This is a genomic window from Chryseobacterium sp. MEBOG07, from assembly GCF_021869745.1.
Classification (GTDB): Bacteria; Bacteroidota; Bacteroidia; order Flavobacteriales; family Weeksellaceae; genus Chryseobacterium; species Chryseobacterium viscerum.
The window spans coordinates 3,215,554-3,231,756 of sequence record NZ_CP084579.1; the positions used below are offsets into that span (position 1 = coordinate 3,215,554).

Annotated in this window: 14 protein-coding genes and 1 pseudogene; 11 read left to right on the forward strand and 4 right to left on the reverse strand. The window is 36.6% G+C overall.

Annotated features, from left to right (window positions below; translation table 11 throughout):
- Positions 1-28 precede the first annotated feature (28 nt).
- The 4 genes from LF886_RS14815 to LF886_RS14830 all read left to right on the forward strand — a co-directional run bounded on the left by LF886_RS14815 (position 29) and on the right by LF886_RS14830 (position 4,417).
- On the forward strand, positions 29-2,968 hold the full coding sequence (locus LF886_RS14815; RefSeq protein ID WP_236850249.1) for a M16 family metallopeptidase: 2,940 nt from the start codon (positions 29-31) through the stop codon (positions 2,966-2,968).
- A gap of 146 nt (positions 2,969-3,114) precedes the next feature.
- Positions 3,115-3,747 carry a peroxiredoxin gene (locus LF886_RS14820; protein ID WP_103235396.1) on the forward strand — a complete coding sequence of 211 codons (633 nt, stop codon included), beginning with the start codon at positions 3,115-3,117 and terminating at the stop codon, positions 3,745-3,747.
- A gap of 113 nt (positions 3,748-3,860) precedes the next feature.
- On the forward strand, positions 3,861-4,169 hold the full coding sequence (locus LF886_RS14825) for a thioredoxin family protein (RefSeq protein ID WP_124531054.1): 309 nt from the start codon (positions 3,861-3,863) through the stop codon (positions 4,167-4,169).
- The gene (locus LF886_RS14830; RefSeq protein ID WP_027375263.1) at positions 4,169-4,417 is read left to right on the forward strand and encodes a DUF6952 family protein; all 249 of its coding nucleotides are present in this window, start codon (positions 4,169-4,171) and stop codon (positions 4,415-4,417) included. Before LF886_RS14825 ends, LF886_RS14830 begins: the two co-directional genes overlap by 1 nt.
- Positions 4,418-5,153: 736 nt before the next feature.
- Here the strand turns inward: LF886_RS14830 and LF886_RS14835 are convergent.
- Genes LF886_RS14835 through LF886_RS14845 form a run of 3 tightly spaced genes read right to left on the reverse strand, consistent with a single transcriptional unit; the run spans position 5,154 to position 7,402 of the window.
- Entirely contained in the window at positions 5,154-5,843 is a 690-nt protein-coding gene (locus tag LF886_RS14835; protein WP_236850250.1) for a Bax inhibitor-1 family protein, read from the reverse strand.
- 38 nt (positions 5,844-5,881) lie between these two features.
- Positions 5,882-6,319, reverse strand: a complete 438-nt coding sequence (locus tag LF886_RS14840; protein WP_236850251.1) for a peptidylprolyl isomerase — start codon at positions 6,317-6,319, stop codon at positions 5,882-5,884.
- Positions 6,320-6,367: 48 nt separating this feature from the next.
- Positions 6,368-7,402, reverse strand: coding sequence for an acyl-CoA reductase (locus LF886_RS14845; RefSeq protein WP_236850252.1), 1,035 nt, complete (start codon positions 7,400-7,402; stop codon positions 6,368-6,370).
- Positions 7,403-7,461: 59 nt separating this feature from the next.
- Between LF886_RS14845 and LF886_RS14850 the strand changes: the two genes are divergently transcribed.
- The 7 genes and pseudogenes from LF886_RS14850 (at position 7,462) to LF886_RS14880 (ending at position 15,505) form a co-directional block, all read left to right on the forward strand.
- Positions 7,462-7,812, forward strand: a complete 351-nt coding sequence (locus tag LF886_RS14850; protein WP_103233725.1) for a 4Fe-4S binding protein — start codon at positions 7,462-7,464, stop codon at positions 7,810-7,812.
- A gap of 111 nt (positions 7,813-7,923) precedes the next feature.
- Positions 7,924-8,987: pseudogene (gene serC / locus LF886_RS14855) on the forward strand (3-phosphoserine/phosphohydroxythreonine transaminase).
- Positions 8,988-9,112: 125 nt separating this feature from the next.
- Positions 9,113-10,078 carry a D-2-hydroxyacid dehydrogenase gene (locus LF886_RS14860; protein WP_236850253.1) on the forward strand — a complete coding sequence of 322 codons (966 nt, stop codon included), beginning with the start codon at positions 9,113-9,115 and terminating at the stop codon, positions 10,076-10,078.
- A 2-nt stretch (positions 10,079-10,080) separates the two neighbouring features.
- Positions 10,081-11,325, forward strand: a complete 1,245-nt coding sequence (locus tag LF886_RS14865) for a DUF1015 domain-containing protein (RefSeq protein ID WP_236850254.1) — start codon at positions 10,081-10,083, stop codon at positions 11,323-11,325.
- Between the two features lie 198 nt (positions 11,326-11,523).
- Positions 11,524-12,783 carry a M28 family peptidase gene (locus tag LF886_RS14870; protein WP_236850255.1) on the forward strand — a complete coding sequence of 420 codons (1,260 nt, stop codon included), beginning with the start codon at positions 11,524-11,526 and terminating at the stop codon, positions 12,781-12,783.
- 2 nt (positions 12,784-12,785) lie between these two features.
- On the forward strand, positions 12,786-14,144 hold the full coding sequence (locus tag LF886_RS14875) for a M28 family peptidase (RefSeq protein WP_236850256.1): 1,359 nt from the start codon (positions 12,786-12,788) through the stop codon (positions 14,142-14,144).
- A 2-nt stretch (positions 14,145-14,146) separates the two neighbouring features.
- Positions 14,147-15,505: a M20/M25/M40 family metallo-hydrolase gene (locus LF886_RS14880; protein ID WP_236850257.1), complete on the forward strand. Its 1,359-nt coding sequence runs from the start codon at positions 14,147-14,149 to the stop codon at positions 15,503-15,505.
- A 254-nt stretch (positions 15,506-15,759) separates the two neighbouring features.
- Here the strand turns inward: LF886_RS14880 and LF886_RS14885 are convergent, their stop codons facing one another.
- On the reverse strand, positions 15,760-16,128 hold the full coding sequence (locus LF886_RS14885; protein ID WP_236850258.1) for a hypothetical protein: 369 nt from the start codon (positions 16,126-16,128) through the stop codon (positions 15,760-15,762).
- Positions 16,129-16,203: the final 75 nt, after the last annotated feature.

The following is a 16,203-nucleotide window of genomic DNA, read 5'->3' on the forward strand; positions in this document are numbered from 1 at the left end:
TAACCATCAAAAATAAAACACAACAGCAATGAATCTGTTAAAAAAACTAACTATAGCAACAAGTATTGCCGCTGCAAGTTTCGCAGGGTATGCTTTTGGCCAGGATTTTCAATGGAAAGAAGGGACTTCCAGTGGATATAAGTATAAGTATGTAACCAATGACCCAACGTCAGCAAGGTACTACACCTTAAAAAACGGGTTAACAGTAATTTTGAGTCCAACAAATAAGGATCCGAGAATACAAACGTATATTGCAACAAAAGCAGGTAGTAAAACCGACCCTGCAGATCACACAGGTCTTGCTCATTATCTGGAGCATATGCTTTTCAAAGGAACTAATCAGTTTGGATCTAAAGACTGGGCGAAAGAAAAACCTCTTTTAGACCAGATTGATGCTCTTTACGAGAAATATAACCAAACGAAAGACGAAGCCAAAAGAAAAGAGATCTACAAAGAGATTGACAGGGTTTCCGGAGAAGCTGCCAAGTATGCGATTGCCAACGAATACGACAAAATGATGGCTGGTATGGGAGCTGACGGAACCAATGCCTTTACTTCATTTGAACAAACGGTATACACAGAAGATGTACCTTCCAATGTTCTTGACAAATTCCTTGCTGTACAGGCTGAAAGATTCAGAGAGCCAGTTTTAAGATTGTTCCATACTGAGCTTGAGGCTGTATATGAAGAAAAAAACAGATCTCTTGATGATGATGGAGATAAAGTTTACGATACCATGTTTGCAAGCCTTTTCCCAAACAACAATTATGGAAAGCAAACAACCATCGGGACGATTGAGCACCTGAAAAATCCATCTCTGCATGCGATCAGAGAATATTTCAATAGCTATTATGTTCCCAACAATATGGGTATCATCATGTCCGGAGATTTTAACCCGGATGAAGTCATTGCAAAAATTGATAAGGCTTTCTCTTACATGAAGCCTAAAGCAATTCCTGAATATAAAGTGGGGCAGGAAAAAGCGATTACCGCTCCTATTGTAAAAGAAGTAGTAGGACCAAACCCTGATAATGTAATGCTTGGGTTCAGATTTCCAGGAGCTTCTACCAAAGATGCAAGAATGCTGAATCTTGTTGGAAACATGCTTACCAACGGACAGGCAGGATTAATAGATCTTGATCTGGTAAAAAAACAAAAATTACTGGGAGCTTACGCCGGAGCTTATATTTTAAAGGATTATTCCGTGTTACTTTTACAAGGGAAACCTACTGAAGGACAGTCTCTGGATGAAGTAAAAAATCTTCTTCTTCAAGAAATTGATAAGTTAAGAAAAGGAGAATTTTCTGATGATCTGATTCAGTCCATCGTAAACAACGAAAAGAAAAGCATTATTCAGAAGGATGAAAAATATTCGTCAAGAGCAAGCATCCTGATGGATGAATTCACCTCGGATATTGACCACAAAGCATCGTTGGAATATGTTGACGAAATTTCAAAACTTACAAAGAAGGATATCATGGATTTCGTATCCAAATATCTTCAGAATAACAATTACGTTGCTGTTTATAAAAGAAAAGGAGAGGACAAGAGCATTGTAAAGGTTGACAAACCAACTATTACTCCGGTTTCCGTTAACAGAGAAGATCAGTCTCCTTTCCTTAAGAAGATTGATGAAATGCCTGAAAACCCTATCGCTCCGGTATGGTTAAACTACGATAAAGACATTGCTAAAAACAAATTAGCTGATGTAGATGTACTTTCTGTAAAAAATACCGACAATGCGCTCTTCAGAATGTATTATCATTTTGATTCAGGAAAATGGAACAACAAAGTTCTTCCATTGGCAGCAGAATACCTTCAATATTTAGGAACTAAAGATAAATCTTCTGAAGTGATCAGTAAGGAATTCTACAAACTTGCTTCAAGCTTCAATGTGAGTGCAGGAAACGAAGAAACTTACGTATCATTGGAAGGTTTAAATGAAAACTTCGATAAAACAATCGCTTTATTTGAAGATTTGATTAAAAACAGCCAGGCAGATCAGGCAGCTCTTGATGCTTACAAAACAAGATTGAAGAAAGCCAGAGCAAATGCAAAACAGAATAAAGGGGTGATCATGGCCGGATTGAGAAGCTATGCACAATATGGCGCACAGAATCCGTTCAACAATGTATTGAGTGATGCTGAACTTGACGCTTTAAAAGCGGAAGATCTGATCAATGTTCTTCATGACTTGTTTAATTTCAAACATAGGGTATTGTATTACGGTCCGAAATCAGGAAACGAAGTGGTGGCTTCTTTAAAACCAATCCACAAACTTCCTGCAACCCTGAAAGACCTTCCTAAGTCTAAAACCTTTGCTCAGATCCCGACTGATAAGAACAAAGTATTATTCGCTCATTATGATATGGTACAGGCTGAAGTCTTCTGGGTAAGAAACTCTGACCAGTACAATGCTACCATCACTCCTACCGTAAATTTATTCAACAACTATTTCGGAGGTGGAATGGGATCTATCGTTTTCCAGACAATCAGAGAATCTAAGGCACTGGCCTACTCTACTTATTCTTACTTTGCTCTTCCTAGCAAGAAAACAGACAAAGATATGATTATGGCGTATGTAGGAACACAGGCAGATAAATTCAATGAGTCTACAACGGCAATGAATGAGCTTTTGACTACCCTTCCAAAATCTGAACAGTTATTCGAAACAGCGAAAAGCGGATTGAAAAAATCAATTGCTTCTGAAAGAATTACTCAGGACGGAATCATCTTCTCTTATCTGAAATCCCAAAAGCTTGGAAACAATTTTGATATGAGAAAGAATGTCTACGAACAAGCACCAAAACTGTCTTTTGCAGACATCAATGCCTTCCATGATAAGGAAATGAAAAACAAAAACTACACTTACTGCCTTGTTGCTTCTCAAGATAAAGTAAATGAGGCCGATATGAAGAAATTAGGTGAGGTAAAAAAACTTAATTTAACTGAAATATTTGGTTACTAAAATCAACAAAAAGCCCTGTTCTCAGGGCTTTTTTATTTCACAACACATTAAAACAATTATAGATTTTATTTATCGATATTTGTTTGTTCGATAGATGAATCTTTTATATATTTGCATTAGAAATTTAAATATAAAACAGAAAAATTATGTCTTTAGTAGGAAAAAAATTCCCAAATTTAACAATCGACGCAATGTCTGAGATGGGTGACGATCTTAAAATCAACATCCTTGATGAAGCAGTAAACAACCAGCAAAAAGTTCTTTTATTCTGGTACCCTAAAGATTTCACTTTCGTATGTCCTACAGAGCTTCACGCTTTTCAGGAGGCTTTAGGTGAATTCGAAAAAAGAAACACTAAAGTAATTGGTGCATCTTGTGATACTAACGAAGTACACTTCGCATGGTTGAACACACCAAAAGATAACGGAGGAATCGAAGGAGTAACTTACCCACTTTTAGCTGATACTCACAGACAATTGGCAAACACGTTGGGAATCGTTGATCAGGATTTCGAATATGATGAGGATGGAAACGAAGTTTTCACAGGTTCTAACGTAACTTACAGAGCAACTTACCTTATCGACGAAACTGGAAAAATCTTCCACGAAGCGGTAAACGATATGCCTCTAGGAAGAAATGTAAAAGAATTCTTAAGATTAATCGATGCTTACACGCACGTTCAAAAACATGGTGAAGTATGTCCTGCAAACTGGGAAGAAGGAAAAGATGCAATGAAAGCGGACAGAACTTCTACAGCAGAATACTTAGCTAAGAACTAATATAATGTGTTAATTTGAAAATGAGATAATTTGAGAATTATCAAAAATTATCTCATTTTCTTCTTTACAAAGCATTAGCACATTTTCAAATAATAAATTTTCAAATTACAATCATGTATACAGAATTAACCGAAGATACATTACAAAATATAGTTAGCGACAACGAAAAAGTAGTTGTTCAATATGGCGCAACATGGTGCGGAAACTGCAGAATCATGAAGCCAAAATTCAAAAAATTAGCGTCTGAGAATGATTCTATTCCATTTTTATACGTAGATGCTGAAAAGCTTCCTGAAAGCAGAAAACTAGCAAAAGTAGACAACTTACCTACTTTCGCCATCTTTAAAAACGGAGAACTGGTGAACCAGGTTCAGTCTAACCAGGCAGAAAGTTTAATTAACCTTTTTAACGAATTAGCATAATGAAATTACCCGTAATCAGACAGTTTTATCAGAATCAGACTCCTGAAAATCTAGAAAAAACATTAGAAGTATTGGAAAGTTTCAGCGAATTCAGAGGAACAAGTGAAGAAGATTTAAATGTTGCAGGAGAATTGATCACGAATATCTGTGGAGCTTTAGAAGTTCACGCCAATGTACAGAACGGAATGAGCGAAAAAGATGCTTTAAACTCTTTTGCTCAGAAGGTTTTAGGATCAATTGATAAATAACAACTTACGATTATTTCTAATCAAAAGATTGTAAAAACACAAAATGCCTGAGGTTTTCCTCATTCCTATATTTTTTTTCTTATTCTTTAAGAACCCTTTTATTTTAACTGTAAAATTCACTTCAAAGTACTTTAACCGGTCATATGAAGCTGGCAGTTGCATGGAAATTTTTAAAGAATATCCAATTAAAATCCCGGTGAGTTTTCATCAGGATTTTTGGGTTTACGGTTTGAAACACGAATGACACAAACGTTTTTGCACAAATTTCACAAATAAGAATCTGAAATTCATTATCAAAAATATATGCAATCATCCGTATCAATCTGTGAAATCCATGGGATACTTACAGGTTCCGGCTAAAGCCATAAGATGGCATTCTAAAGACAAACGGGCTAAAGCTCATTCCTATTGAATTAGCATCCCTCATATTTGCTACTAAACACAAATGACACAAATATTTTCCACAAATTTCACAAATAAAAGAATCTGAAATTCATCATCTAAAAATATACGCAATAATCCATGAAAACTATGATTAAAAACACTTTGAGTTTCGGATAAAACCATTGGAAAATTCCCCATAAAGATAAACGGATTAAAGCTCATTCCTATTGAATTCGTGTTATTTGTGAAATCATTAGTGACGTTTGTGTTTAAGCATTATTTGTATTCAAAAAAAATCCCGATGAGAATATCACCGGGACTATTATTTTAAAAGATAAAATCAACGTATCAATTAGTTTCTTTTGCTCATCAAAATACTCAAAATGTACCAGAACAAAAGCATAATAGAAGCAAAAAGCTGCAATGCCGCTCCTACATACTGATTCGTTCCATATGAATCCTTTAGCTTGCTTGTTTGATATAAAATAGTAGCTGAAGCCAGAAGTACCATTCCTACTGAAAACCACAATCCAAGGTTAAAACCAAAGATCATCCCTGCTACAATCAGTCCGATTGCAATAAACCCACCGATTACAATGATATTTCTTAAAAAAGAAAAATCTCTCTTAGAAGTAAATGCAACTGCAGAAATACCTGCAAACATCGCAATAGTCAAAGTAGCAGCCTGGAAAATTACATTCGCCCCTCCTGTCATATTGGTTGCGATGAAAAGCAGTGGCATAAAGATAATTGCTTCCAACAGGATATAAAATCCTAATCCTAAATACTGGGTAGATTTACTTTGTGAAAGTGACCATTTGGAGGCTAAAAAAGAAGCCAACCAGAAAACTCCGATAATCAGTAACCAGATATATCTCTGACCAAACATCATGGCGATAAGTTCTGCCGGAACAGTTTTCAATAATATCGTTTCAACTCCAATAAATGCAAGAATAGATAATGCAACATGCAAATACGTCTTCTTGTAAAAACTCGCTTTCTCCACGTCCGAAGAATGAGCGACTAAAACATCTGTCATCATAGTTAATATTTTTTAATTAATCGAAAATAAATTTTTATCTATTTCGCAGGCAACACACCCAATATTTTTCCATCATCCTCAAATACAGCTGTAATGGCTTCTTTGGATGATGATTCTCCTGCATATTTGTATTTAATACTCGGATGGTTGGTACCATCCATTGTTTTGTAATATCCTGCTTTTAAGATTTCAAGCTTTTTATTGGGGTCAATTCCATCTTTGACCTTTTTAAGAACAGTGTCCGTCACGATTTCCTTTACTTTCTCAGAAAGCAATCCATCAATAGTGGCACGGTCAGAAGCCTGTAAAGCATCTACAAACTTAAGGAAGTTATCATTATATAAACTTACTTTTTCCTTACTTATAGCAGCTGGCTGCTCTTTTTTTTGGTTATTATCAACCTTCGAACCTGCTTTTGTTTGTGCAAACATCAAGTGTCCACCCATAAGAACAAGTCCAAGCAATAATTTTTTCATTGTATTCGTTTTATTATCTGGTGAAATAAGTGATGGAAGATACGAAAATCAGACCAGTTCTAAAAATTTCATTGTATCTACATTATCGGCATAGGTATCAAGCCCCGGATTCTGTGCTTCTCCAAACGGAATTGCATTCAAACCTAACTCCTCTTTACCCACTACACACTGTATATTTTCTTCATTTTCAGTGATAAAGTTTTTCACATCTTCCAATGATTCATATCTGCTGAAATTGATCACAGAAAGCGGACTGAACAGCTTATCATCTTCCTTCAGCATCACAAAATTATTATCCCAGAATTTGTCCTGGTTTAAAAGATAAACCGCTCTGTTATAATCATAATTGTTAGCATATTTATTATGATTGATGATATCCTGATATGCCAGGAAGTTTTCAAAAAGCCTGTCAATAAGAAAATCCTGCGGAATAAAAACTCTCGTCACATTTCTGCATCCCAGCCCAAAATACTGGAAAATATCTTTTGCCAGCAATTGCAGCTCTTCTTCCGTTTCATCACCTTTCAGCACAGCAACAGAAGTTCTGTTCTTACGGATAATACTTGAATGATTCTTGAAATAATATTCCAGATATCTTGCTGTATTGTTACTTCCTGTAGCGATAACCGCATCAAAATTCTCTAATTTCTCTACAAATTCAAAAGCTACGTTTCCATCAGAAAGCTCATTCCATTTCTTTAATAAAAACGGAATCATGCGTTTATCTTTTGAAGATAGCTTAATCACAGGAATATGATTGCCCAAAACGACGGACATTACATCATGAAATCCTACCAAAGGAATATTTCCTGCCAAAATAAGTCCTACTCTTTTTGAAATTTTAGAGATGGAATAATTTCCAAGCCAGTTTTTGATATTCTCTTCAGTCAGAAGATCTGCCCATTGCTGTAAAGCAAATTTCTGATTATCAATGGTAAACCACGAATTCTCTATTTCAGACCTTTTTAACAATAATTCAATATCAGCATCATCTTCATTGTGATATTCTGGTTTCTTAGCTAGAAACGCTTTTATATAATCACTTAATTTAATAAGTCCTAAAACTTGATTTTCGGTATTCATAATTACTTTAAAATTGGGGAATATTTTGTAATTTTGTGCAAATTTAAAAAAAATTAGCGATGGCTATCAAAATAACTGATGAATGCATTAATTGTGGAGCTTGCGAACCGGAATGCCCAAACAATGCAATATATGAAGGAGCTGTAGATTGGAAAGCTTCTGAAGGTACGGCTCTTCAAGGTACCATTACAATGCCGTCGGGACTTACTGTAGATGCAGAAGCACCACAAGAGCCTGTAAGTGATGATGTCTATTTTATTGTAACAGATAAATGTACAGAATGTAAAGGATTCCACGAAGAACCTCAGTGTGCAGCGGTATGCCCTGTAGACTGCTGTGTTCCAGATGAAGATCACGTAGAATCTGAAGAAGCACTGCTTAATAAAAAAGCATTCTTACACGGTGAATAAAAATAATTCCGTCTCATCATGTATGAGGCGGCTTTTTTTGATCAAAAATCCAACTTAACCAAAAAATAAGCGACAGGAGTTTAAATTCCGGAAGCAACCAAAAATAAAAATATGAACAAAAAGCACAACTTCAGCGCAGGGCCATGTATTTTACCACAAGAAGTATTTGAAAAATCAGCACAGGCTATCCTGGACTTTAACGGTATCGGATTGTCTCTTCTTGAAATTTCCCACAGAAGCAAGGATTTCGTTGCGGTAATGGACGAAGCGCGTGCAATTGTAAAAAGATTGATGAATCTTGGTGATGATTATGAAGTTCTTTATTTAGGAGGAGGCGCCAGCATGCAGTTTGCAATGGTACCCTACAACCTGATGAAAGTAGGTGGAAAAGCAGCTTACCTGGATACAGGAACATGGGCAGCCGGAGCCATCAAAGAAGCTAAAAAAGTAGGAACAGTAGACGTATTAGGTTCTTCAAAAGAAGAAAACTACACTTTTATTCCTAAAGATTATACGGTTGGTTCAGAATACGATTATTTCCACTGTACTTCCAACAACACTATTTATGGAACTCAAATGAAATCTTTTCCTGAAGTGGACACACTGATGGTTTGTGATATGAGTTCTGATATTTTCTCAAGACAACTGGATTTTTCTAAATTTGATCTGATCTATGCCGGTGCTCAGAAAAACATGGGACCTGCAGGAGTTACTTTAATGGTAATAAAAAAGAGATCCTGGGTAAAACAGGAAGAGAAAACATGTTTTCTATATTAGATTATTCTCAACATATTGCTAAAGAATCCATGTATAATACCCCGCCGGTATTTCCTGTATATGCGTCTTTACTTACCCTTCAGTATCTTGAAAAAAACGGAGGAATTGCTGCTGCAGAACAAAGAAATGAAGCTAAAGCTAAGCTTTTATATGATGAAATCGACAGCAATCCTTTATTTGAAGCATTCTGCGTAAAAGAAGACCGTTCACTGATGAATGTTTCTTTCAACATTACAGACGAAAGTAAGAAAGAAGAATTTGACAATGCATGGAAAGCTGCAGGAATCAGCGGACTGAACGGACACAGAAGCTTAGGCGGATACAGAGCAAGTTTATACAACGCCTTACCTATCGAAAGTGTACAGGTTTTGGTGGATGTAATGAAATCGATCAAATAATTTAATCATTAAAAAAATTCAAAGATTGAAAGACTGAAGAGCAGTTAATTTAAATTCATTAATTTGCACCCTAGTTTTAAAATTTTGAAATATGTATATCTTTCAATCTTTAAATCAAATAACTCATGAAAGTTTTAGCAAACGACGGAATTTCAAAAGCAGGAGAAAACGCTCTAAAAGAAGCCGGAATTGAAATTCTGGACAATAGAGTGGCTCAGGATCACGTTATAAATTTTATCAACGATAATAATGTGGACGTTCTTCTGGTAAGAAGTGCAACGAAAGTGAGGCAAGACCTTATTGATGCCTGCCCTGGCCTTAAAATAATTGGAAGAGGCGGTATAGGAATGGATAACATTGATGTTGAATATGCCAAAAGTAAGGGCATTAAAGTAATCAATACGCCTACAGCATCTTCAAAATCAGTGGCAGAATTGGTTTTCGGACATTTTATTTCTCTGGCAAGGTTCCTTCACGAATCTAACAGATTAATGCCCCTGGAAGGAGATACTCATTTCAACGCTATGAAAAAGTCATTCGGTAATGCGTATGAACTTTCAGGAAAAACATTAGGAGTAATCGGCTTTGGAAGTATTGGACAGGAAGTCGTAAAAATAGGAATTGCTTTAGGAATGAAAGTAACTGTTCTGACGAAAAGCCATAAAACAAAAGTTCTCACCCTGAACTTCTTTGACGGACAATCGGTAGACTTTGAAATCACTTCCACCAATGATATGGACGCATTTCTTAAAGATGCAGATTTCATCAGCATCAATACGCCGAAAACGAATGAGTATATTATAGATACCCCTCAGTTTGAAAAAATGAAAGACGGAGTCTATATTGTAAATACTGCAAGAGGCGGTGTCATCAATGAAGTGACACTGATTGATTTTATTGAGTCAGGAAAAATAGCCGGAGCGGCATTGGATGTTTTTGAAAATGAACCGAGCCCGGAACTACCATTACTGATGAACCCCGCATTGTCACTTTCTCCTCATGTAGGAGGAAATACAGTAGACGCGCAAGAGAAAATCGGTATCGAACTTGCAGAACAAATTATTAAGCTACAAAAAGAAACTATAAGATAAATATGCCTGTTTTTAAACCTTTCCGTGGAATTAGACCTCATAGAGACTTTGAGAGTACTTTCCCTACACATCCACTGGATAATTTCACCCAGGAAGAGATTGCAGAGAAAGCTCAAGTTGAAAATACTTACATCAATATGATTAAACCCTATGTTGTAAGTAAATCTAAAGATATTGACCGGAATCTGCGAAAGATCCGATCTACATTTGAAGAACTTCTGGACGAGAAGAAATTGGTCCAGGACAATTCAGCCTATTATCTTTATGAGCAGATCTACCCCAACAAACAAGTGTTCAGGGGACTTCTCGGATTGGCTAGTATTGAAGATTTCTGGAATGGAAAAATCAAAAGACACGAAAGTACCATTCCTCAGAAAAAAGAAAAACTGGCTCATTATCTTGAGAAAGTAAGTCTGCAGGCAGAACCTGTACTTCTAACCTACCCTGCCAACTCAAAAATTGAGCTGCTGATGAATCATGAGGAAAAAAATGTTCCTATTTTCAATCACATAGACTCTATTGGCATCAGACATAAAATCTGGAGAATAGACAACCGTCTGAAACTGCAGCAATTCAAAGAAGTAATTGATCAGATCGATTCTTTTTACATTGCTGACGGACACCACAGAATAGGTTCTACAGCATTGAATGCGAAGTATCATAAAGAGAAAAACAAAAGACATAACGGCACAGAACTTTACAACTTTGTGTTCAGCTTTATCGTTTCCAACCAGTCTATTAAAATTCATGACTATAACAGGATTTTACATGATCTGAACGGCATTTCTCCTGAGGATTTCCTAAAAGAGCTTGAGCATTATTTCCTTATCCATGAAAAAGGAGAAACATCATACTATCCTTCTCAGAAATTCCATATTTCAATGTATCTGGACGGGAAATTTTACTCTCTTCACGTAAAGCATGACCTTCGTTCTAAAGAAATGTCTCTGGACAATCTGGACCACCATCTTTTAGACAAATATATTTTCAAAAATATCCTGAAAATTGAAGATCCTGACAGCTCTGAGATGATTTCTTATGTAAAAGGAACCTCCAATATCAACGGAATCAATATTTTAAAAGAAAAGATAGACAGTGGTGAAGGTAAGGTCGGTTTTGGAATCTATCCTGTAAGTTTTAATGATATGATTAAAATTTCAGATTTAAAACTAAGTATGCCTCCGAAATGTACATTTATTGAACCCAAACTGATTACAGCTCTGTTAATGTACGACATGAAACCTTAATAAATTCCTATTTTTTTCCTACTTTTATCAATGGAAAAAGAAAGGTAAATAAAAAATGAAAAAACTATTCATTATACTTCCACTCTTTTTGAGTGGATTTTTATTTTCTCAAAAAAGCCACAAAAAAGTCCGGCAAAAAAAGGTACCGTTGCCAAATTCAATTATCATGATGAATTTAGAAAGATTTCAGATGAAATTATGACCAATGGTACTGCCTATAATAATCTCGGAGAACTCACCAAAGGTATCGGTCCTCGTTTCAGTGCCACTTCCGGCTATGCAAAAGCAGTAGAATGGGCAGAAAAAAAGTTCAAAGAAATTGGTATTGAGATGATCTGGAGACAAGAGGCCAAAGCCCCTGTCTGGACCAGAGGAAAAGAATCTTTACAGATAAAAGCAGGAAACGGAGATTGGAAAAATATCAGAATGCTTTCTTTTGGAAATTCTGAAGGAACAGGCGGAAAAGATCTGGTAGGTGAAATTGTTTTAATCAATTCCACTTCAGAGCTTAATGCAATGTCGATAGGCCAGCTAAAAGATAAAATAGTTTTCGTGAATCTTCCAATGGATCCGAAAATCATTAATACAAGTGATTCCTATTTACTGACGGCAAAATCAAAATTAGTTTCCGCTTCCATCATTGCTAAAACAGGTGCAAAAGCATTAATTATAAGATCATTAACAACAGCTAATGACGATACTCCCCATGCTAAAATGATTTATTATGAGCCAGAGGATAAAATAAAGATTCCGGCTTTATCCATCGGAGTAAGATCCGCAGATGAGTTGGAAAAAATAGTAAAAAAACAAAAAGTTACTGCCAAAATCAACATGACTGCTGAATCAAAAGGAGACACGACGAATCCAAATATCATTGCTGAAATTCAGGGCAAAAAAGATTCTAAAGTAATTGTTTTAGGCGCTCAGCTTGATTCGTGGGATTTTGGTGAAGGTGCAATTGATGACGGAACAGGAGTTGTGCAGTGTATCGAAGTTTTAAGAACACTGAAGGCGCTTGGATACGAAAACAACCACACCATCCGGGTAGTCTTGTACGCAAATAGCGAAAACGGAGGACAAGGCCGTGAGATGTACGCTGCTTATGTAAAAAAGAAAGATGAAAAGCACATATTTGCCTTAGGAACAGACGCTGGAGGATATTCTCCACGAGGATTTTCTTTGGATATGTCACCTCAAAGAAGAAGGCTGGTTTATCCATGGAAAGAATACTTTCTTCCTTATGGGGTGTATGATTTCGACCAAACAGAAGCAATTCAGGATATTTCTCCTTTAAAAAAACTGGATATTCCTTTAGCAGAGCTTGTTGTAGATACACAAAGATATTTTGATTATCACCATTCCGAACAAGATACTTTTGACAAAGTGAATAAAAGAGAACTTCTTCTCGGAGCAGTTGCGATAACACAGATGATTTTTATGGTTGATAAAAACTGGTAACAATGAAAAAGATAGTAGGAACTTCATTATTGCTTTTTGGAATGGCTGCTTTTGGCCAGACTAAAGAAGATTCTATCCAGTTCAAAAGGATTTCCACCGAAATCCTGAACAATGGTAAAGGATATGCTGAGCTGAGAGAGCTTACCAAAAATATAGGACACCGTTTAAGCGGATCTGAAGCCTATGAAAAATCGGTACAATGGGCTGCACAGAAACTTCGCGATGCCGGAGCTGATAAAGTATGGCTTCAGGAGGTGATGATCCCGGTATGGATAAGAGGAAAAGAATCCCTCCACATCCAAGCTTCTAACGGAAAATGGAAAAGCCTTCCAATGCTTTCTCTTGGAAATTCTGAAGGTACCAACGGAAAAGACGTTTCGGGTGATATTATTATGGTAAAATCTCTGGAAGAGTATGATCAGCTTCCCCCAGAAAAAGTAAAAGGTAAAATTGTTTTCTTCAACTACCCTTTTAATCAGGGAAATGTACAGACTTTTATTTCTTACCGTGAAGCAGGAGCCTATAGACGGACTGCAGCTTCTTTAACGGCTAAAAAAGGAGGAAAATTTACCATTATCCGATCTTTATCTTCAGCTTTTGACGACGTTCCTCATACAGGAAACATGCGCTATGAAGAAAACATCCCCAAAGTGCCGGCCATAACGATCGGAAACACATCAGCTGATGACCTGGAAGCATTATTGAAAAATCAAAAAGTTACCGCTAAACTCAATTCCAACTGTGGCATGAAAGGTGAAAAGCTCTCCCACTCTGTCATTGGTGAAATTACAGGTAAAAAAGACCAAAGCGTAATTGTCGTAGGAGGTCATCTGGATTCCTGGGATGTTGGTGAAGGGGCACATGATGACGGAGCAGGAATTGTACAGAGTATTGAGGTACTGAGAACTTTTAAGAAATTAGGAATACAAAATAGCCATACCATCCGTGCCGTTTGTTTTGCCAACGAAGAAAATGGGACAAAAGGCGGAAAACAATATGGTAAAGTTGCCAAAGAAAACAACGAAAAACATCTTTTTGCAATAGAAACAGATGCCGGAGGTTTTTCACCCAGAGGAATTTCCCTGGAGATGGATGAGCCTCAAAGAAACCAGATCAAAAGCTGGGTCAATCTATTTTTACCATATGGCGTTTACAATTTTGACGGAAAATATTCAGGATCAGATATTGCTCCCCTCCACGAAATGGGAGTTCCCACCGCTGAGCTGGTTCCTGATCCACAGCGTTATTTTGATATTCACCATACGGCAGAAGACACTTTTGAAAAAGTCAACCGTAGAGAACTGTTACTCGGTTCTGCGGTGATGACACAACTTATTTATATGATCGATAAAAATTGGTAACCATGAAAAAGATACTAGGAACTTCATTATTACTTTTTGGAATGGCCGCTTTTGCCCAATCCAAAGATGATTCTATTCAGTTTAGAAAAATCTCTACGGAGATCCTGAACAATGGAAAAGGATATACTGAGCTGAGAGAGCTTACAAAAAATATCGGACACCGTTTAAGTGGCTCCGAAGCCTATGAGAAATCAGTAAAATGGGCCGAACAGAAACTCCGTGATGCCGGAGCTGATAAAGTGTGGCTTCAGGAAGTGATGATCCCTGTCTGGGTAAGAGGAAAAGAATCCCTCCACATCCAAGCTTCCAACGGAAAATGGAAAAGCCTTAAAATGCTTTCTCTTGGAAATTCGGAAGGAACCGGAGGAAAAGATATTTCCGGAGAAATCATCATGGTAAAATCTATGGAAGAATATGACAAGCTTCCTGCTGAAAAAGTAAAAGATAAAATTGTTTTCTTCAACTACCCTTTCAGTCAGTCATTCATAGAAACATTCAAAGGATACGGCGATGCTGCAAAATACAGAACTACAGCTGCTTCTTTAACAGCCAAAAAAGGAGGTAAATTTGCGATCATCCGATCTTTATCTTCAGCTTTTGACGATGTTCCCCATACCGGAGCAATGCGTTATGAAGATAAAGTAACCAAAATACCAGCCGTGGCCATCGGAAGCACTACAGCAGATGAACTGGAAGCTTTGTTGAAAAGCCAGAAAATTATCGCTAAACTCAATTCCAACTGTGGGATGAAAGGAGAAAAACTCTCTCATTCTGTTATTGGAGAAATTACAGGCAAGAAAGACCAAAGTGTAATCGTTGTAGGCGGACACCTTGATTCCTGGGATGTGGGCGAAGGCGCACATGATGACGGAGCCGGAATTGTTCAGAGCATTGAGGTATTGAGAACCTTTAAGAAACTAGGAATGCAAAACAATCACACCATCAGAGTAGTCTGCTTTGCGAATGAAGAAAATGGAGTAAAAGGTGGAATTCAATATGGTAAAACGGTAAAAGAGAAAAATGAAAAACATCTTTTCGCAATAGAAACAGATGCCGGAGGTTTTGCACCAAGAGGTATTGCCCTGGATATGGATGATGCGAAAAGAAATCAGATCAAAAGCTGGTCAAACCTATTCCTTCCTTATGGAGTTTACAATTTCGAAGAGAGATTTTCAGGAACTGACCTTTATCCACTCCACGACATTGGAATTCCAGCAGCTGAATTGATGCCGGATTCTCAGCGTTATTTCGATATCCACCATACGGAAGAAGATACTTTTGAAAAGGTGAATCGTAGAGAGCTCTTATTGGGCGCTACCACTTTGACACAGATTATTTATATGATAGATAAAAACTGGTAATACATATGAAACCGCCTCTAGAGGCGGTTTTCTTTTTTAAACATTGATACTATGATTTAATTCAATAGGAACAGGGTTTAGCCTGTTTATCTTTATGGATGCTTTCGAATGGCCTCAGCCAACCAAAACTTATAATAATTTTAAAACCATATTTTCAACCACGGATTTCACAAATTGACACAGATAACTGCGTGTTCTTTTATGAATGAATTTCCCCTCCTTTTATTCCTTAAATTCGTGCAGCAACATTTGTGTTATCTGTATTTTTTTCCTTTAATTTTACGTTTATACAAAAAATTCCGCCACCAAAATATTTTCCATGCATGATCCATCCCTCCACCTGATTCCCAATTGACATCAAACTTTCCTCCCTCCCATGCATATACCGGCATTGCAATTTTTGAATGAAACATGGGCGGATCATCTTTTACTAAAGCAAAATAATCAGCATCAAAATTGGATTTCCTGTAATATTGAATTTCTACAATAGTTTCATATTTATTTCCTTGAAAAATATACAGAGTGACATCATAAAGGTCATAAAACTCTTTATACAAAATTTCCAGTGCCCAATCTAAAGTCAATAGTGGTTTTGAATTATTTATTCTGGTCCTGAATTTCATCTTCTCAGATAAATTGGATCCTTTAAATTCATTAAAATCAGATAGAATAAAAAACAAATGAGGGGAAATTGTATT